We start from the raw sequence: 692 nt of genomic DNA on the forward strand, positions 1-692 counted from the left end.
CTTTGGCTTTGGTGGCACGAATGCCACTCTGGTGTTTAAGAAGGTTTAACAAGCGGATAACCGTGGCATACCTCTCTCCGGGATACCGGAAATTACTGTATGGGGCATAAAAACTAAAAAAGTCAGGCATGTAACCCAGTGACACCGGGTTCAGTGAAACGCCTGAAAATGACCAACGGAATACAACGCATGACACAACAAGAATTACCGAATCATACGGACCCGTTATTTCAGATCGCCGAAAAATTATCGGCGGACTTCTCGCTCTTTCCCGAGTATGAGGACAACGCGGTTGATCACAAAGTCAAAGGCCTGATTGCACCACAGCAATGCGCCATTGAGCTGGATCGACTGAGAAAGCTCAACATCGACGACTACATTCAGAGCGTCGTTGCACCCAGCGAGAATCCTCAGCGCACTGATGCGAAGAGCATCGTCCGACACCTTGTTGTACGTTTAGTCTCAGAAGTCGAAGACGGCCCGCTTTACTGCGCTGAAGCTGATCTCGATTTCGGTGGTCAGATTCGCCGTGTTGGCTTTATCTGCCAGAACCGCTCCCACTCCAATGGCGCATGGGGGCCGATTCATCACAACCGTGCGGCACAACAGGCAAAGAATTACGCCAGTCGTGCGATGCCGATCATCACCTTTATCGATACCCCAGGGGCCGACGCTGGTGAGCTGGCCAATGC

The 692-nt window shown here is 51.6% G+C and carries 1 pseudogene; it reads left to right on the forward strand.

The features are described 5' to 3' along the window. Window positions 1–189 precede the first annotated feature (189 nt). Window positions 190–692 (forward strand): annotated as a pseudogene (locus B2R29_RS06570) (carbamoyl-phosphate synthase large subunit); the annotation flags it as partial.

Source organism: Thalassolituus sp. UBA3500 (assembly GCF_002377545.1).
GTDB lineage: Bacteria > Pseudomonadota > Gammaproteobacteria > Pseudomonadales > Oceanobacteraceae > Thalassolituus.